The sequence below is a fragment of the Terriglobales bacterium genome (assembly GCA_035651655.1).
Taxonomy (GTDB): domain Bacteria; phylum Acidobacteriota; class Terriglobia; order Terriglobales; family Acidobacteriaceae; genus DASRFG01.
Map to the genome: position 1 here is coordinate 1 of DASRFG010000016.1, position 15,945 is coordinate 15,945.

General features: G+C 56.4%; 17 protein-coding genes and 1 tRNA gene. 10 read left to right on the plus strand and 8 right to left on the minus strand.

Going from position 1 to position 15,945, the window contains the following annotated elements; genetic code table 11:
* Positions 1 to 299: 299 nt before the first annotated feature.
* Positions 300 to 376, minus strand: a tRNA-Val gene (locus VFA76_07005).
* A 154-nt stretch (positions 377 to 530) separates the two neighbouring features.
* On the opposite strand from VFA76_07005, the gene VFA76_07010 reads away from it, so the two are divergent.
* Genes VFA76_07010 through VFA76_07020 form a run of 3 tightly spaced genes read left to right on the plus strand, consistent with a single transcriptional unit; the run spans position 531 to position 2,500 of the window.
* Positions 531 to 1,328 (plus strand): sigma-70 family RNA polymerase sigma factor, encoded by a 798-nt coding sequence (locus VFA76_07010; protein ID HZR31586.1) that lies wholly within the window; start codon positions 531 to 533, stop codon positions 1,326 to 1,328.
* A 9-nt stretch (positions 1,329 to 1,337) separates the two neighbouring features.
* Positions 1,338 to 1,823 (plus strand): hypothetical protein, encoded by a 486-nt coding sequence (locus tag VFA76_07015; protein ID HZR31587.1) that lies wholly within the window; start codon positions 1,338 to 1,340, stop codon positions 1,821 to 1,823.
* Between the two features lie 26 nt (positions 1,824 to 1,849).
* Positions 1,850 to 2,500 carry a DUF3106 domain-containing protein gene (locus VFA76_07020; GenBank protein HZR31588.1) on the plus strand — a complete coding sequence of 217 codons (651 nt, stop codon included), beginning with the start codon at positions 1,850 to 1,852 and terminating at the stop codon, positions 2,498 to 2,500.
* Between the two features lie 21 nt (positions 2,501 to 2,521).
* Here the strand turns inward: VFA76_07020 and VFA76_07025 are convergent, their stop codons facing one another.
* Positions 2,522 to 3,382, minus strand: coding sequence for a transglutaminase-like domain-containing protein (locus VFA76_07025; GenBank protein ID HZR31589.1), 861 nt, complete (start codon positions 3,380 to 3,382; stop codon positions 2,522 to 2,524).
* A gap of 189 nt (positions 3,383 to 3,571) precedes the next feature.
* On the minus strand, positions 3,572 to 4,498 hold the full coding sequence (locus tag VFA76_07030) for a proline dehydrogenase family protein (protein ID HZR31590.1): 927 nt from the start codon (positions 4,496 to 4,498) through the stop codon (positions 3,572 to 3,574).
* 347 nt (positions 4,499 to 4,845) lie between these two features.
* On the opposite strand from VFA76_07030, the gene VFA76_07035 reads away from it, so the two are divergent.
* On the plus strand, positions 4,846 to 5,103 hold the full coding sequence (locus VFA76_07035) for a hypothetical protein (GenBank protein ID HZR31591.1): 258 nt from the start codon (positions 4,846 to 4,848) through the stop codon (positions 5,101 to 5,103).
* A 4-nt stretch (positions 5,104 to 5,107) separates the two neighbouring features.
* Here the strand turns inward: VFA76_07035 and trxB are convergent, their stop codons facing one another.
* Both trxB and VFA76_07045 read right to left on the minus strand, forming a co-directional pair.
* Positions 5,108 to 6,043, minus strand: a complete 936-nt coding sequence (gene trxB, locus VFA76_07040; GenBank protein ID HZR31592.1) for a thioredoxin-disulfide reductase — start codon at positions 6,041 to 6,043, stop codon at positions 5,108 to 5,110.
* A 64-nt stretch (positions 6,044 to 6,107) separates the two neighbouring features.
* A complete protein-coding gene (locus VFA76_07045) occupies positions 6,108 to 6,863 on the minus strand; it encodes a hypothetical protein (GenBank protein HZR31593.1) in 756 nt (251 codons plus the stop codon).
* Between the two features lie 153 nt (positions 6,864 to 7,016).
* On the opposite strand from VFA76_07045, the gene VFA76_07050 reads away from it, so the two are divergent.
* A complete protein-coding gene (locus VFA76_07050; GenBank protein ID HZR31594.1) occupies positions 7,017 to 9,119 on the plus strand; it encodes a PP2C family protein-serine/threonine phosphatase in 2,103 nt (700 codons plus the stop codon).
* 60 nt (positions 9,120 to 9,179) lie between these two features.
* On the opposite strand, the gene VFA76_07055 is transcribed toward VFA76_07050, so the two are convergent.
* The 3 genes from VFA76_07055 to VFA76_07065 form a co-directional block, all read right to left on the minus strand.
* Positions 9,180 to 9,971: an SDR family NAD(P)-dependent oxidoreductase gene (locus VFA76_07055; GenBank protein ID HZR31595.1), complete on the minus strand. Its 792-nt coding sequence runs from the start codon at positions 9,969 to 9,971 to the stop codon at positions 9,180 to 9,182.
* Entirely contained in the window at positions 9,968 to 10,867 is a 900-nt protein-coding gene (locus tag VFA76_07060) for a hypothetical protein (GenBank protein HZR31596.1), read from the minus strand. Before VFA76_07060 ends, VFA76_07055 begins: the two co-directional genes overlap by 4 nt.
* 89 nt (positions 10,868 to 10,956) lie before the next feature.
* Positions 10,957 to 12,897: a M1 family metallopeptidase gene (locus tag VFA76_07065; GenBank protein HZR31597.1), complete on the minus strand. Its 1,941-nt coding sequence runs from the start codon at positions 12,895 to 12,897 to the stop codon at positions 10,957 to 10,959.
* A gap of 161 nt (positions 12,898 to 13,058) precedes the next feature.
* On the opposite strand from VFA76_07065, the gene VFA76_07070 reads away from it, so the two are divergent.
* The 5 genes from VFA76_07070 to VFA76_07090 form a co-directional block, all read left to right on the plus strand.
* The gene (locus VFA76_07070; GenBank protein ID HZR31598.1) at positions 13,059 to 14,240 is read left to right on the plus strand and encodes a thiolase family protein; all 1,182 of its coding nucleotides are present in this window, start codon (positions 13,059 to 13,061) and stop codon (positions 14,238 to 14,240) included.
* 70 nt (positions 14,241 to 14,310) lie between these two features.
* Positions 14,311 to 15,090, plus strand: a complete 780-nt coding sequence (locus VFA76_07075; protein ID HZR31599.1) for a LytTR family DNA-binding domain-containing protein — start codon at positions 14,311 to 14,313, stop codon at positions 15,088 to 15,090.
* 151 nt (positions 15,091 to 15,241) lie between these two features.
* Positions 15,242 to 15,445 carry a hypothetical protein gene (locus VFA76_07080; GenBank protein HZR31600.1) on the plus strand — a complete coding sequence of 68 codons (204 nt, stop codon included), beginning with the start codon at positions 15,242 to 15,244 and terminating at the stop codon, positions 15,443 to 15,445.
* Between the two features lie 32 nt (positions 15,446 to 15,477).
* A complete protein-coding gene (gene purS / locus VFA76_07085; GenBank protein ID HZR31601.1) occupies positions 15,478 to 15,723 on the plus strand; it encodes a phosphoribosylformylglycinamidine synthase subunit PurS in 246 nt (81 codons plus the stop codon).
* A 24-nt stretch (positions 15,724 to 15,747) separates the two neighbouring features.
* Positions 15,748 to 15,945: glutamine--fructose-6-phosphate aminotransferase (locus VFA76_07090; protein HZR31602.1), on the plus strand; the 198-nt coding region annotated here is incomplete at its 3' end.

Consider the following 15,945-nt stretch of genomic DNA (forward strand, 5'->3'; position numbering starts at 1 on the left):
TCAGAAGGCGATTCATGACCAAGTTCAAGATGACATAAAGGAGATAAACCGTTCGCGTTCTCGATGATTGTTGAAAAATCTCGATTACACTCACCCCCCAATCGTATACCAGTCCGTGTTCCGATACGTGGAACCTTGCCACGGTGGTCCGCAAGGTCGAGTTCAAGCTTCACCCGGGCGAAGATGCCGTTTTGAATGCAATGGAGCGGCTAGGTGGGCACAATAGTGGGCACACTGCAGAATCACGACTTGCTTCAACTACGGACGGCGGTAAACTCGTTGAAAAATTAGCGAGTAAATGGTGGGCACTGCAGGACTCGAACCTGCGACCTCGTGCGTGTGAAGCACGCGCTCTAACCAACTGAGCTAAGCGCCCAATCCGAGGTGAGTTTTTATTGTAACAAAGCCTTTCCGGCGCCCACCCTTGCCCTGCGTGATAGCCTTTACCCGGCCTCCTCGTTGGAATTCAGCATCTTAGTAAGAAAAAGTGGTTACTAGTGGGCGGCGAGTCGCCGCTGGATGCAAGCCAAATGGCCGTTAACAGCCGAACTCGGGCACCGTTACCCCAGCCTCCGGCGGATGACCGTCTTGGGCCTAAAACCTTGCCCAAGAACGGCGCGGAAGCCACGCAACTTTCTGTAGAGCAACGGGTTTCCATCAATGTGACCAGCGTTGCCATGGAACAGGGTTTTCCTGGCATGGTGATACGGCGGCCGGACCAGTCGGCCCGCGAGAGTGCTCTTCCGTCTGTGATCGAAGGGCTCTCTGACGCTGAAGTCATGCTGCGGGTCAAGGCCGGGGACCAGGCAGCATTCGACTACTTGCTGCAAAAGTACCGCCGCCCGATGATCAGCTTCATGTACCGCATGGTTCACAATGCGGCGGCGGCTGAAGACCTGGCACAGGAAATTTTTTTGCGGGTGTATCGCTCCCGCGGGACGTATGCCGCGAGCGCGAAGTTCACTACCTGGCTGTATCGCATTGCCACCAACCTGGCAGTGAACTACGCCCGCGACACGCGCCACGAACGTCCCGAGCACAGCGTCAGCCTGGACGAGCCGAACGCTGAAACGGGTACAACATTGGATTTGGCTGCCTCGGCGCCCAACGCCGAAGAGAACCTGCTTCGCCGTGAGCGCCTGGCGGCCATCCGCAATCACGTTCAGGCATTGCCTGAACGCCAAAGGCTGGCGGTGATCATGCATAAGTACCAGGGCATGGACTACCGTCAGATTGCGGAGGTCCTGCAGCTGAGCGAATCGGCGACCAAGTCGCTGCTTTTTCGAGCGTACGAAACGTTGCGAGAAAAGTTACAAGGGTTCATTTAGGGGATGGGTATGAATTGCACCGAAATTCGTGAGTTCCTGCCGGATCTGGCCTCCGGGGTTCACCCGATCTCGGCTGAAAGCGAAGTCCATTTGCGCGACTGTTCTACCTGCTCCGGGGAGCTGGCGGCCTTGCGAGAGACCATGGCGTTGCTTGACGAGTGGCAGGCGCCAGAGCCGTCGGCTTATTTTGACACTCGCCTGCAGGCCCGCTTGCGCGAAGAAAAGACCGCGAAATCCAGTGGCTGGCTGGCTTGGCTACGACGTCCGGCATTGGCTGCTTCCATGGCCCTGCTGCTGCTCGCCGGGGTGAGCCTGTTCCGCAGCGGACCAAGTCTCAACGACAGCCCCAACGCAGTCGTTTCGTGGGACAAGAACGTAACCGAGCAACCCGGTACGGCAGTCGGCGATTTGCAGACCCTGGACAACAATCACGAGCTCTACGCAGATTTCGATATTCTCGACGAGCTTGATGTTCAGCAGAACACCAATCAGTAATTCGCACTTAGGAGCGGAGCAGTACGATGGCGAAATGGGGAGCGACACTGCTGGCGCAGATCGCAATCGTGGCCGCTCTTACAATCGCGGTGGTCGCCCAGGATGCTGCCAACAATTCTCAGACAGCACCGCCGGCAACCTCAGATAAAACCCCATCTGCCGCCGCGAATGCACCCACCCATGGCTCCGCAGCCCGAGCTCATCGTTCCCATCACGCTGGCGATTGGCTGAGCAAGTACAAAGGATTACCGCCCGACCAGCAACAGCGGGCGCTGGAGAACGATCCCGGATTTCGCAAGCTGCCTCCCGCGAACCAAGCCAAACTGTTAGAGAGGCTGCACAAGTTCAACAGCCTTTCGCCTGATAAGCAGCAACGGATCATCAAGCGTATGGAAACCTACGAGCACCTGAGCGCAGCCCAGCGGCAACAGGTGCGTGCGGCTTATGGCAAGATCAGGAAACTCCCGCCGCAGCGTCAAACCGCGATGAAGACGGCGATTCACGAACTGCGGCAGATGCCGGCGGAGCAACGCGGGCAGGCGGTAGATTCAGAGAAATATCGCAGCACGTTTTCCGATCAGGAACGAGACCTCCTCAAGCGTCTGGTGCAGTTGCCCCTCGCGCCGGTTCACGCGCAGAACGAAGAACAGCCCTCTGCCACGGCCAGCAGCCAATAATTAAACTTTTTGGATGATTGCTTAGTTCATGGTCGCCAGGGTGCGGCGGATATTCAGAGAAGTGTCGCGGATCTCATCCACATCCGAGGCGTCGGGCGACATCTTGAGGTAGTCTTCCAGGTCTTGAACCGCCCCGCGCATCTGTCCCAGGCTGTATCTCAAAAGCGCCCTTTGCTTCACATCTTCGGGCGAACGCGGATAGATGGCGAGGACCATGTCCACAATAGGAAGCGCTTTGCGGAAGTTGCGAGCGGTAAGGTAAACCGTTTTGAGATTGTTCAGAATTCGGGTCAGCATCTGGCGCCGGCTGACCGACATTAGAAACTGCGGCTGAAACGTCAGCTGGCCAGCATAAATTTCATTGAGGCGCTCTTTGCAGTCTTTGGCGGACAGAATGTGCCCGCCGTTGAATGCATCAATCAGTACCTGTCTGCCCTCAGGGTCATAATGTTTCAACAAAAAATGCCCGGGCATGCCGACGCCAAACAGCGGAAAACCGATCCGGCGCGCGACTTCCATATAAATAAGCGCGAGGGTGATGGGAATACCCAGCCTGCGGTCGAGCACATCATTTAAAAACGAGTTCCTGGGATCGTAGTACTCCTCGCGATTGCCACGCAGCTTTTCTTCTCCGAAGAGCACGGTATTCAACGCGAAAATGCTTTGGGCGGGATCGCCGACATCGCGTACCCGGCTACCGACGCGCTCGGCAAAAACTTCAATGCGCGCCACGTAAGATTCAATGTCGAGATTGGGATACTCAGTGCGAGCTATGGTCAGAGCTCCGCGCAGCAGATCAATGCGCTCGTCTTCCACATCGGAGCCGACTTGCGCGGCAAATGACCCTGCCACCTCTATCGTGCTCTCGCCGAGCTTCGACATGTATAAATCCTAACAAAACTATGGCCCGGCTACGCAGACTATTTTCGAATCTCGCGACGGACCCTGCTCTTGAGATGCAAAGTTTTGCGGTCGAGGGGCGAGCAGGAGCACGGCGTATCGGGAATTCACTCCAACAGGGCTGAGTTCCTGCAGATTTTCAGCAACTTCGTTCACGTATGCTCGACGAACTCATTGCCGGAAGAGATTTCTTAGTAAGAAGAACAAGTTTGCCGGACGTTCCGCTAAACGCCGCATGAGGTAGGGGTACCACTCAGTCCCAAACGGAATGTACACGCGCATCCCCCAGCCCTGCTGTACTAGCTTTTGTTGCAGATCGCGCCTGATGCCGTAAAGCATCTGGAATTCAAAAGCATCACGGCGTATCTGTTCTTTATCGGCGAAGCGAATCGTTTCTTCGATCATGCGCGGATCATGTGTCGCAATGCCGTGATATATGCCGCTTTTCACCAGCATTTTCATCAGCCGCACATAATTTGCATCTACTTCCGCTTTCTTTTGAAAGGCAATTTCCGGGGGCTCTTTGTAAGCCCCTTTGCAGAGCCGGATCCGGATACCTTCAGAAAGCAGGCGTTCCACGTCGGCTTCGCTGCGCCGCATGTACGACTGGATCACCGCCCCAACCGCGCCCGCGTTTCCCGGCTGGCGATGTATGTCGTGGACGAAATCCAGAGTTCTTTGCGTATACGGCGAGCCTTCCATATCGATCCGCACAAAATTGCGAGGAGTGCTGCGTGCCGCTCGCCCTACCAGCTTCGAAACCAGTTCTCGTGCCACACCCTCGTCGAGATCAAGTCCCATGTGCGTGAGCTTCAGGCTAATGTTGGCTTGCAGCTTCTGAGCTTCGATCTCATCCAGCAGTTGATGGTAAAGCGCCGCGCTATGGCGGGCTTCGTCGAGGCTCGTGACATTTTCTCCAAGATTGTCCACGCTGACGGTCATGCCGGCGCGGTTGACCGTTTGTGCAGCGCGAACCGCATCTTCGATGCTGGTTCCCGCTACGAAGCGTTGAGAAAGACGCAGGCCCAGAGATGAACGCTCGGCCAGGGCCCTGAGATGCCGATTTTCGGAGAGCCCGATCAGAGCCGCTCTTAGCAAAGCTCCTCACTGCAGGGGAAAGTGGACTGGGCTGCTCTGATTTTCAATCCCGGCTCCCCCATCGGTTGCGCAAAACGACAAAATTGTTTTATCACATGGCCGGCGAGGTTTGTCTCTGCCCATGGGCTGGGCGCTCCGCATGTTGGTTCAGCGTGGCAACTTAGGTGACTTATTGGATTTGACCCAGCCGCAGCGCTGGAATTCGCTTGATATCAGCTGTTATCTACACCGAATTTGAGGCAACCCGACTAGGGAGCCACTGGACATCACAGTTGTAACTTAAGTCCATGGACTCGGGCTGGGCGGTCGAGCCGCCCAGTCATTTCTCCAAAGGACCCAAGGGAGCTATGGCCGAGTCAAGTCGCATCTTCGCACTTCAGTTAGGCGATCGCCAATTAGTAATGGACTTCGGCGACGGAGAGCTGAATTTCTATCGCATCCGCAGCGGTCAGTTGGAGTTTCGCAGCACCCGCTGGCAGCCTACCCATTGGTTCCAGCTCAGCCCAGAAGACATTCTCCAACACCTGATGTTGCAAACTCCAGTGGCGGCCTGGCTGAAGTCGCGGATGAAACTCGTTCCCCGATACATGGGAACCGCCGCCTAGACATCTATCTTCCCTGCTGTTCCAGGAATTTTTCCACTTCCAGAGCTGCCATGCAGCCAGTTCCTGCGGCCGTGATTGCCTGCCGGTATCGGCGGTCTTGGACGTCGCCGCAGGCAAAAACGCCGGGAACGCGGGTGAAAACGTAATCGTGTGTCTTCAGATAACCGTCGGCGTCGGTTTCCAGTTGGTCGCCGAACATTTTCGTGTTGGGAATATGACCGATTCCCAGAAACAACGCGCTCGTTGGGAAATCAATGTTCTTTTCAGTCTTGAGGTTCCGCAACTTCAAACCCGTAACCTCTTTTTTCGCGACGTCAAAGACATCCTCCACCACTGTGTCGGTCATGAATTTGATCTTGTCGTGCTTGCGGGCACGATCAAGCATGATTTTCGAAGCGCGAAAGTGATCACGCCGGTGGATGACGGTCACTTTGCTGCCAAAACGGGTCAGGAAGAGTGCCTCTTCCATGGCTGAATCCCCGCCGCCTACAACCGTTATTTCCTTGCCGGTAAAAAAGAAACCGTCACAAGTGGCGCAGGAAGAGACGCCATGCCCAATAAGCGCTTGCTCATTCGGCAGCCCCAACCAGCGGGCAGAGGCGCCGCTGGCAATAATCAGGGTTCGAGCATGCACGGTTTCGCGGCCGAAGTTGAGAGCAAAAGGCCGCTGTTTGAGATCGGCACTGACCAAGTGACTGACCTTGAACTCGGCGCCAAAGCGGGCCGCCTGCTTTTTCATGTTTTCGATCAGTTCCGGCCCTTGGATCCCCTCCGGAAAGCCGGGAAAGTTCTCTACCAGAGTGGTGAGCGAGAGCTGCCCTCCAGGCTCATGACCTTGGATTACCAAAGGCTTTAGATTGGCGCGGGCGGCATAGATGGCGGCAGTAAGCCCCGCACAACCCGAGCCGATAATAACTGTCTCGCGAACGTGATTTTCCATTGCGTCCTATTACTTAGATTGTTGACGACGGAATTCGTTCCATAAACCAGCTTTGCCCAACAAACTAATGCGGTTTCGACCCAACACGCACCGAGGTGGAAAATGCGCCAAAGGCTGAATTCACACGCGCTAGTTCCGAGGGAATCGTACGGCGGGCTCCCAGGGCGTCACGATAAAGAGCCAGGATCGTGCTGGCGTGGCGGAAAAGCGGTTCATAGGCGCTCTGGTCAACCGCGTGGCCAACTTCGCTAGCAGTACAGCGGGCAAGTACGATGGAAGACTTGCCAAAGCGCTCCAGCCTGACCCTGCTTGCCGGGGTATCGGTTGCCAGGACGGTGGCAGGAGTCGAAACTGCGGAAACCGTGTCCTCGATGGAGACTTGAAGCAAATCCTTTGAATCACGCAAGCGGAACACCAGGGTTTCAACCATATTTTGCGCGTCGGTGCTAAACGAATACTGGGCGTTCAGGAACGGCGATTCGCTGGGGAATTCGCGACGAATGCGTGCCCAGTGGGCTACTGGAGTTTTGGTGTCGCGTTCCTCGCGCGGTGCGTGTTCGGCTGGAGTTGTTCCCTGCACAGTGAGGGATCCGGGTAAGGCAGACTCCTGGTCTAGTGTGGTGCGGCCGCGATCTACCTCGAAATCTGTCGCCCAAAGCGGCTTCCGCGGTATGCGTGCCAAAGCGGCAGCAATGTCCTTTTGGTCGCGCTCCGATGGCGCGCAAACGTTGAGGACGTTGAGCCGCACCGTCGGACCTTTCTGCTGTGGGTTCGCACCTGCTTGTTGGGCGACAGAGATTTGCACGCCAAGCAGCACCATGGGAATGCTCGCCCGCAAACCTAACTGGCCCAAATGTCTCGGCACGTCCGCATTTTAAACGATGAATTGGCCGCCCTGCTGTGCCAAGTTGGACGGCGGCATCAGGCGGCTATAATCGAGCGGGGAACTCAATCGTCTGAAGCGAACTCTGTAATGGAAGTGCCCTCCCTGAGGACTTTTCGCATCAAGCGCGTGCTGCTGCGCTGGATTCCACGCAGCCGGCTGGCACGTACTGCCGCCTACGTTGTGGGCCTTGATCTCCTTCTCTACGGAGTGGAGCAACTGCTTGCCGCGGCCACCGCCTCGGCGGCAAACAGCCTGAGCTTCTGGGTAAATTTCCTCACCTTCCTTGGTGGCGTCCTGTGGGCTGTAGTCCTATTTCGATGGATCCGGCAACGCCTCTTATGGCGTCTCCGAAATCGTTTGATCGTGACCTATGTTTTCATGGCGGTAATTCCGATCATGCTCTTACTCGCCATGGTCGCAGCTGCGGGATACATGTTCGCCGGTCAATTTGCCACCTTTGTTGTGACCGCGGATATAAGGTCCGAACTAAGCAGCTTGCAAGCCAGCAATGCGACGTTGGCGAACGCTTTGGCTCCGTACGCCCCTAAGGGCGGATCGTTCCTTGCCTCCCAACTGGAAAAGCTAAAAGCCGGTGACCCGCAGTGGTCCAAACGAGATGTGGCGATCTGGTACAGAGGCGACCAGAGGGCCACAGGAAGGCCACTCTCCACGCCGCCGACATTTGCAAATAGCCGCTTTGCAGACGTAGTCCGAGACGGTGGAAATATCTACTTGCGGGCGGTCAATACAGCACAAGTAGGCAGCGAGAAGCTCACGGTGCTATCGAGCGAACCCTTGGGGAAGGACTTGCTGGACAAGATCGCGGGGGAGTTGGGCGAAATCAGCTTTTACGCCGAAGGCGTGGATCTTAGTGAGCAAGGAATCAATGTTTCCGCGGGCAGCGGGAGGCCCAGCGGCCAATCGCGCAGACCAGCTGAACGATCAACCATCAGGGCGGGCAGTCCTCCTCCCTCGTCCGGGTACTTTGACCGCCTGGTCTCGTTTCCCACCGTGCTGTGGGTGGTGGACTGGAAGACTGGCCAGAAGGGTTCCGCGGCAGCATTCCTGGTCACTACCCGCAATTCGGTGCTCTACAGAGAATTGTTTTCTACCCTCGGACAATACTCGGGCGCTGCGGCAATCATTCTGGGTATCCTGGGAGCCCTATTCGCGGTCATCGAGCTGTTCGCCCTGCTCATCGGTGTGCGGCTGACGCGTACCATCACGCGATCCATCGCGGCGCTGTATAAGGCGACTCAGCACATTAATCGAGGAGACTTCAGCCATCGCATTTCGGTGCAGACCCATGACCAGCTCGCTGCCTTGGAGAATTCCTTTAACTCCATGACTGAGTCACTGCAAAAGCTGCTGGCCGAGCAAAAAGAGAAGCAGCGCATGGAAAACGAACTGGTGATCGCGCAGGAGGTGCAATCGCAGCTCTTTCCCAAACAGGTTTCAGAGCTGGAGTCCCTGGAAGTGCACGGCTTCTGCCGTCCCGCGCGAACGGTGAGCGGCGACTACTACGACTTTGTGCCTCTCCCACCTGAGCGCCTGATGCTGGCTGTTGGTGACGTGAGCGGCAAAGGAATTTCGGCGGCACTCCTGATGGCTACCATCCATTCGGCAGTACGCGCTTATAGCCAGGAAGCGCCACCACGGCTCTCCATGCCGCGGGCCGTAGGCGCAGATGTGCATTCCGGACGATCATCTTCTCATGGCACAGAAGTCTCGCCGGCGGCCTTGATCACGCTGCTGAATCAGCAGCTTTATCGAACGACTCCTGCAGAGAAATACGCAACGTTGTTTCTTGGCGCGTACGACAGTCCTTCGCAGCGGCTCACCTATACCAATGCCGGACATCTACCGCCCCTTATCGTCGGCCGGGACGGCCAGGTGCGTCGTCTGGATCGCGGAGGCACCGTCGTGGGACTCTTTGAGGCCCTGGATTACGAAGAGAGTTCGATTGACTTGCGAGCGGGTGACATTTTTCTGGCCTTCAGTGATGGCGTGACCGAACCGGAAAACGACTTTGGCGAGTTCGGGGAGGAAAGGCTCCTCGAACTGGTCCGCGATTATCGCGACCAGCCCCTGGCGCGCATCAGCGAAACCGTTCTGGCTGCCGTCATGGATTGGATTGGCGGCGAGGAACAACCCGACGACGTCACCCTCGTGCTCGCACGCGCGAGGTGAGGCCATTGCTCGCCCCTATTGGAATACCGCCAAACCAGTTTCCCGCACCTGGTAATACGCTCAGTAGTACAACCCAGAAGGGCCTTTATATTCCTGAACGGAGTTACCACCATCCACGACAATGAGCTGGCCGGTTATGTAAGAGGCTGCTTCCGAGGCCAGAAACGCGACCGCAGCAGCCACCTCTTCGGGACGGCCGGGGCGACCCACGGGAGTATTTTTGCCGGCAATGATTTCCTGATCTGAAGAAGAAGCGGTCTCGATCCAGCCGGGAGCAACCGCATTGACCGTAATTTGCTGGCGTGCAACCTCAAGAGCCAGGCTGCGAGTAAGTCCGACCATGGCAGCTTTGGCCGCGCTGTATGCGGTTTCACGCGGATTGCTCACCAGTGGGCCGGTGGTGGAAGAAATGTTCACGATCCGCCCGTATTTCCCTTCCAACATGCTGGGCAACACGGCGCGGGTCACGTTGTAAGCGGTCTTCAGATTGATCGCGATACCGTAATCCCAATCCTGCTCGGATAGTTCGACCAGCGGCAACGAGGCGGTCGCTCCCGGGCGGCTGACTTGCGTCATGCCTGCGTTGTTCACCAGGATGTCAATTCGGCCGAAGCGGGCGAGAACTGCCTGTACCAGCGCCTGAGTACGGTCGTAATGGCAAAGATCGGCAGCCAGGGCAAAGACGTCGCCGCCCTCTGCCGATAGTTCGCGAGCACAATCCTCTATTCGTTGGGTTGTGGAAGTGATTGCAATTTTCGCGCGCAGTTGCGCAAGCAGACGAGCGATCGCGAAACCAATGCCGCGAGGACTACCCGCACCTGTTACGAGCGCAACCTTCCCGGAAAAATTCATTTTTCGATGGGTGTGCTACCTGTCGCACTCACCAGCACCCCTGCCCCTTCGTGGTTTTGATACCAGGCGGTCTCGCTGGAGCGCTGCCACAGCCTCGTCCCAAGCCACAGCAACATTCCCACTTGAAGCAGAAAGAAAGACGTCAGCACAGCAGTTGAGGGAACCAGGCGTGCCCAGATGCACAAGATTACAGCCATGCCGGCCCAAGAGACCAAGCTGGGAAGAAAATATATCCCGAAGAGGCTGGCGAAATTTCCAAACGTAAGCTTGAATCCGCGGACCACGGCACGGCGCATGGCGCGCTCGCCGCTGGCGACCGAGTGGACCTGCGCCATGTCAAAACCCAAGCGCGCGCACATCATGATGAATAGAATCACCAGGCCACCAGCCAGCTCCACCCAGAAGCCCAGCTTTTCTGGCGCTGCGTCGCGCGAGAGATGTCCCGCCAACCGAAATACAATCGCCGCAATAATCCCGATGGGAACCATCACAACGAGAAGCATGATCAGCAGGCGGACAAAGCGCCAGAAGAAAGCTCCACTGGCCTGAAAGAATTCCGCGGTGCTCAATTTGGTTTCAGCGCGATAAGCGGACAAAATGCCGCCAGTCACGAACAGTACGAAAACAAAGAATATAAATGCGGGCCCAACTATCACCGGTCCCGCGGAACTAAAGCCAATCTCAGGCCGGAGAACCAGTTCGAGGTAGCGAAACACATTGAAGCCATGATAGAGCGCGTCCGCGGCAGCGCTATGGTCCAGGATCGGGCTCCAGCGGGCGGCCATCGGCCGCACTGCTGATCGCGCCAGAACCAGATTGATAAAAAACAGCCACCACAGAATACGTTGATGGCGCCATAACTGCCGCCAACCTTCGATTAGTGCTGATTGCCCCATGCGTGCCTCAAACAATCCACATTCCGTTCCACCCGGTTCCCATCGGAACGTTATTGGGCCCTAGGTGCTGGCCATCTCCAACGGCCCGTCTATGCCAGCCAAGCAAGCAACTGCGCAAGCCACTGCGTTAGCACCGTCCAATAAGCCACCGGTTTTAGAACCGGCCAGAGGTGCGCTTCCCTGACCTGGCTGTTGTTAAAGAAATCTTTGTCCAGCCATACCTGGTGCTCCGGATCCAGCTCCGCAGAGACGATTTTGGCTTTCTTCTCATAGACGTAACGAACCCAGCGGTCACGGCCGTCCCACTGCTCGCGCACGCTCTCGCCGTTGTCGAACTTGATCAGTACGGCAACGGGAAAAATGAAATCGCCTTTACGATGCACCAGCACCATGGTGCGGTACGTGGTCTGTCCGTTCTTGGCCTTGGGAGGATGCTTCTCGTACCAGTCGGTGCGGTCGGAGCGGGCGCTCAAAATTTCGTAGTCACACACCTGTGTTCCATACACCGCCTGATCAAAGTACCAGCGCAAGTTTTGGCCGGAGACTTCTTCCACTGTCTTCAAAAAGTCTTCTTTGGTTGGGTGGGTAAAGCGATAGCGCATGAAATACGTGCGCAGCGCCTGCCTTAACATATCTTCTCCAATTACCCCTTCGAGAGTTGCGAGCACGGTAGCGGTTTTTCCATAAGTAGTCCCGCCGTAGCTCTGGTTGTTCATGTACTGGTAAGCAAAGCGCGCCATGGGATCGCGATCGGCAACCCGGCTGTATTCCAGGCGCTGATAGTCGTGCTCGCCCGCAGTGGCGCCATACATGTCGAGAACTGAGGTGCGCTCGCCGTATAAAGAATCCATGATCTTGACTTCGGTGTAACTGTTGATGCCCTCATCCAGCCAGGCATCTTCAAATTCATTGGTCGCCACCATGCCGTACCAGTATTGGTGCCCAAACTCATGCTCGGTCACGAGTTCGGGAAATCGCAGCCCCTTCGGCATCCACCAGGTAGTGTCGGCGGTGAAGAGCGTTGGATACTCCATCCCACCAGCGCTTAACGCTCCGTGCGGAGGGTCAACCAGCGTGATCTGCTTGTATGGATACGGTCCGTACCAGCGCTCGAAGCGATCGAGCGTTCCTTTGAGCACTTGAAGATATCGGGGAGCGGTGGCCATGTGGCCGGGCTGGATCAGCATGCGGATCTTCACTGGCCCCATGCTGCCGTTGAAGGTATCGGTAACGACTCTGTACTCCGGCTCTGCTGTCCAGGCAAAGTCGTGGATGTCCTCGCCCCAAAAGTGCACGGTCTTGGTGCCGTCCGGATTATTGATGCTTGCCAGTTCGATCCCGCTGGCACCCACGACTTCGTTCTGAGGCAGCGTGAGCTTCACATTGAAGGTCCCGAAATCGGCAAAAAACTCGGTATTACGGTGGAATTGATGACAATTCCAAGCGCCTTGCCACCACACTCCAATTTTTGGGAACCACTGCGCGCCCATGATGAAATTACGTTTGTAGCCGGTTCTGGCAAGCACCTCCGGCAACTGGTCGTGAAACACAATGCGAAACTGGACCTGCCCGTTCGGTGGCACCGGCTTGGGGATCTTCACCTGAAAAACGGTACGGTCGCCGGGATTACCATCATCCGGAGAAATGAATTTTATTTGTGAGGTCAGGTCACCCACTCCCACCACTTCCAGGCGTTTCACCTCCTCAGCACCGTAGTGCCTGGGCTCCCACTCAAATTCGGGATCGTCTTGTCGTGTCTCATTTATGAAAGTGGACTGCGGCTGGAAGCCATTCAGATACACGTGAAAAGGGAACGTGTCCTGTGGCTGGCCGGAATAGTTGTGCCACGTGAGGATTTCCACGGCATCAATGGTTTTCCTGCTGGTATCAAGGTGTGCATCTATGACGTAGGCCACAACGCGCTGCGAGAGAGGCTTGTCAGACAGAGTGGCGGAAGGCATCATCTGAGCCAGATCTGAGGCACTCAGAAGGATGATCAAACTGGCGGCGAAGAAGAGCGAGCGGTTCATGTTTCTCCTTCGTGCACCCGCGTAGCCGGCAACCCGGACCGAGGGTCGTGTGAAGGTGAAGGCTACACCTGACTGCGGGAAATGCAAAATGCTCGGTCGAACTGCCGCTGCTTGACGCACTCGGATGTGCTCTCTTGCTAGACTAAGAGGTTGGAGGTCGCGTGCAGGACGTCTTTGTGCTGTCGGCAGTGCGGACACCCATCGGTAAATTCGGGGGATCTCTGGCGGCGCTCACCGCTGCTGACATGGGAGTGGTTGCCGCAAAAGCGGCGATGGAACGCGCCGGCGTCGAACCAGAGCAGGTGAACGAAACTATTTTCGGCAATGCGCGCCAGGCCGGCGGAGGGCCGAATCCCGCCCGCCAGATTTCGGTTCGTAGTGGCGTCCCAAAGGAGGTCCCGGCGTACACCGTGAATATGGCGTGCGCATCGGGAATGAAGTCGGTCGCGCTGGCCTTCGAGGAAATCAGCAACGACAATTTGGAATGCGCTCTGGTGGGCGGAACGGAATCCATGTCTCGCCTTCCCTATTATCTCGATGGCGCGCGCTGGGGCTACCGCCTGGGCAATGCTGATCTAGTTGACGGCATGTACCGCGATGGTTTCTTTTGTCCGCTAGCCAAGATGGTAATGGGTGAGACGGCTGAAGTTCTGGCGGAGCAGTTCGGAATCAGTCGTGAAGAACAGGACCAGTACGCGCTGTGCTCGCAGACGCGAGCGGCAGCCGCGATTCATGCCGGGCGCTTTCATGATGAGATAGTGCCGGTCACCATTGCAGGCAAAAAGGGCACCCAGGTTCTCGAACACGACGAGCATCCATTTCTCGGGGCCACGCTCGAGAAAATGGCCAAACTCGCCCCTGTATTCTCCAACACGGGGACTATCACCGCCGGCAATTCTTCAGGGATTACCGACGGAGCCGCCGCAATGGTGTTGGCCGGCAAACGATTTGTTCAGCAAAACAAATTGAAGCCGTTGGCGCGAATCACAGCGGTCGCGTCCGCGGGCGTTGATCCACGCACCATGGGAATTGGACCAGTTCCAGCCATGCGCAAGCTGGAGCAGAAAACTGGAGTCAAGACTGAGAATTTTGATCTCATCGAATTAAATGAGGCTTTCGCAGCGCAGGTCCTGGCCTGCGATCGCGAGCTCCACATGGAGCACAGCAAGTTGAACGTGAACGGCGGCGCCATTGCGCTCGGGCATCCCATTGGTTGCACGGGTACACGAATTACCGTCACTCTGCTGCATGAAATGCTGCGACGCAAGGCCCAGCGCGGTGTTGCGACCTTGTGCGTGAGCGGTGGGATGGGCATGGCTTTGGCGCTGGAAAACGTTCTGTAGAGTCATCCTCTCGCGTGCGTCAAGTATGTGAAAACCGCTATACTTTGCTATCGTACCTGGGGCAATTTTTATGTCGCTATCTGCTGTGATCGTTGATGATGAGCAATTGGCGCGGGATGAGCTCGCTTTTTTGCTCAAAAACGTCGGCGACGTGGACATTGTCGCGCAGGGCAAGAATGGTGTCGAAGGCGTCAGCCTGATTCGTGAGCACAACCCCGATCTGGTGTTTCTTGACGTGCAGATGCCGGGCCTCGATGGCTTTGGCGTGCTGAAGAAACTTCTCGATAAAAAAGTCCCCTTGCCGCAGATCGTGTTTGCAACCGCTTTTGATCAGTACGCGGTGAAAGCCTTCGAAGTGAACGCAGTTGATTACCTGCTGAAACCATTCGACAAGAAGCGGGTAGCCCAGTCGGTGCAAAAAGCGCGGCAGAAGCTCGAGTCCAGGTCCGCACCCAGCGATCGCTTCGACACCCTGGTGAAGATGCTGGAATCGCAGAAGCCGCAGCCTTCCAAGCTGCTGCTCAAAGCCGGTGGGCGGCTTTTCCTGGTGGACCAGAAGGATGTTTGCTACGCCTCCATTGAAGATGGCGTGATCACGGTGGTCTCAAGCGGAATCAATGGCATGGAAGGCCAATCCAACTGCCGCACCCTGGAAGAACTGTTGGATAGCCTGGATCAAGGTCTTTTCTGGCGCGCGCACCGTTCTTATCTGGTGAACATTAACCGCATCAAAGAGGTCGTGCCCTGGTTTAAAAGTTCGTATCAGCTGCGCATGGACGACAAGAAGCAGACCGAAATTCCTGTGAGCCGGGCCCAAACCAAGCGATTGCGCGAACTGTTCAGGATGTGACCGCTTATCTCAATTGGCACGCAGTGCCATCAAGGGACACTCCCGAGCTGTAATCCAAGCTGTAATCCAATCTGTTATCGAAACCGTGAGCACCTCCGCTTATAATTCAATTATGGCGAGAGGCTGGGAGAGCAAATCAGTGGAAGCCCAGATGGAAGCGGCTTCCGAGGCATCCACGAACGGCAAGGGAAACCTGACCCCGCAACAATTGGAAGCTCAGCACCAGAAACAGAGCCTGACTCTATCGCGCAACCGCGTCCTGCAGCAGATAGAGGCAAGCACCAATCCCCGCTATACCGAAATGCTGCAGAAGGCGCTGGCAGAACTGGACGCCAAGCTGAAGGAACTTTCCTAAGATTCTGCACAGCTGACGTATAATAAAAAAAAATGAAAGCCTATGTGTACGTGTCCCTCAAGAGAAGTGTCCTTGATCCTCAGGGAAAGACGATTCAGAGCGCCCTCAAGAAAATGGGATACAAAGGCCTTGCCGATGTACGCCAGGGCAAGTACTTCGAGATCAGCCTGAATGGCGGGCTGAGCCGAGCGGATGCGGAAAACGAGGTCACACGCATCGCCAAGGAAGTACTCACCAATCCAGTGATTGAAGAATTTCGTTACAACATCGAAGACTAGGCTGCCGTCGCAAGGAGCACGACCATGTGCGGGATCGTAGGATACGTTGGGAAGAAGCGGGTGGTGCCGGTGATCCTGGATGGATTGAAGCGGCTGGAGTATCGCGGCTACGATTCGGCGGGGATTGCGGTGGCGGGCAATGGCGCGGGTCTGGAGATCCGGCGGGCGGAGGGCAAGCTCCGAAACCTGGAAGAAGTGATCCGGCTGAAGCCGCTGAATGGC

Excerpts from the sequence above, each read along its gene's own strand:
- VFA76_07010 (HZR31586.1), top strand. The coding sequence starts at position 531 with ATGGCCGTTAACAGCCGAACTCGGGCACCGTTACCCCAGCCTCCGGCG.
- VFA76_07015 (HZR31587.1), top strand. The coding sequence starts at position 1,338 with ATGAATTGCACCGAAATTCGTGAGTTCCTGCCGGATCTGGCCTCCGGG.
- VFA76_07020 (HZR31588.1), top strand. The coding sequence starts at position 1,850 with ATGGCGAAATGGGGAGCGACACTGCTGGCGCAGATCGCAATCGTGGCC.
- VFA76_07025 (HZR31589.1), bottom strand. The coding sequence starts at position 3,382 with ATGTCGAAGCTCGGCGAGAGCACGATAGAGGTGGCAGGGTCATTTGCC.
- VFA76_07035 (HZR31591.1), top strand. The coding sequence starts at position 4,846 with ATGGCCGAGTCAAGTCGCATCTTCGCACTTCAGTTAGGCGATCGCCAA.
- trxB (HZR31592.1), bottom strand. The coding sequence starts at position 6,043 with ATGGAAAATCACGTTCGCGAGACAGTTATTATCGGCTCGGGTTGTGCG.
- VFA76_07045 (HZR31593.1), bottom strand. The coding sequence starts at position 6,863 with ATGGTGCTGCTTGGCGTGCAAATCTCTGTCGCCCAACAAGCAGGTGCG.
- VFA76_07050 (HZR31594.1), top strand. The coding sequence starts at position 7,017 with ATGGAAGTGCCCTCCCTGAGGACTTTTCGCATCAAGCGCGTGCTGCTG.
- VFA76_07055 (HZR31595.1), bottom strand. The coding sequence starts at position 9,971 with ATGAATTTTTCCGGGAAGGTTGCGCTCGTAACAGGTGCGGGTAGTCCT.
- VFA76_07060 (HZR31596.1), bottom strand. The coding sequence starts at position 10,867 with ATGGGGCAATCAGCACTAATCGAAGGTTGGCGGCAGTTATGGCGCCAT.
- VFA76_07065 (HZR31597.1), bottom strand. The coding sequence starts at position 12,897 with ATGAACCGCTCGCTCTTCTTCGCCGCCAGTTTGATCATCCTTCTGAGT.
- VFA76_07075 (HZR31599.1), top strand. The coding sequence starts at position 14,311 with ATGTCGCTATCTGCTGTGATCGTTGATGATGAGCAATTGGCGCGGGAT.
- VFA76_07080 (HZR31600.1), top strand. The coding sequence starts at position 15,242 with ATGGAAGCGGCTTCCGAGGCATCCACGAACGGCAAGGGAAACCTGACC.
- purS (HZR31601.1), top strand. The coding sequence starts at position 15,478 with ATGAAAGCCTATGTGTACGTGTCCCTCAAGAGAAGTGTCCTTGATCCT.